The following is a 468-nucleotide window of genomic DNA, read 5'->3' on the forward strand; positions in this document are numbered from 1 at the left end:
TTCCAAGAAGTTGATGGCGGTGATGATACCCCGACCGGCGCAACCTACACCAGGCTCAGGACCACCAGATTCCACGCACTTAACACCACGGAAGCCGGTGAGCATCACTTCTTCGATTTCCAGGTCTTCCACTGCACCCCGTTCAGCAGCCAAGTGAAGCACGGTGGTTTGAGCTTTGCTGTGCAACATCAAACGGGTAGAGTCTGCTTTGGGGTCGCAACCCACAATCATAATGCGCTGACCCATTTCTGCCATAGCGGCAAGGGTGTTTTGGGAGGTGGTAGATTTACCGATACCGCCTTTACCGTAGAATGCTATCTGTCTGATTTTTTCGTCGGACATGATGAGTTTTTCTCCTGCAATTGATTGCTAATTGATTGGTTGGTTTGGTGGGTCTTTGCTTTTTGTGAGTCACGCCTGTAAAATTACAGCGGTGACCGCTTGTAGAACGAATCAGGTGGCTTTAGC

Annotated in this window: 1 protein-coding gene; it reads right to left on the reverse strand. The window is 50.0% G+C overall.

Annotated elements, in window-relative coordinates; genetic code table 11:
• The coding region (locus DP116_RS25110; RefSeq protein ID WP_211173499.1) for an AAA family ATPase at positions 1-342 on the reverse strand (342 nt) is incomplete at its 3' end.
• Between the last annotated feature and the right edge of the window lie 126 nt (positions 343-468).

It is taken from the genome of Brasilonema bromeliae SPC951, from assembly GCF_012912135.1.
GTDB classification, from domain to species: domain Bacteria; phylum Cyanobacteriota; class Cyanobacteriia; order Cyanobacteriales; family Nostocaceae; genus Brasilonema; species Brasilonema bromeliae.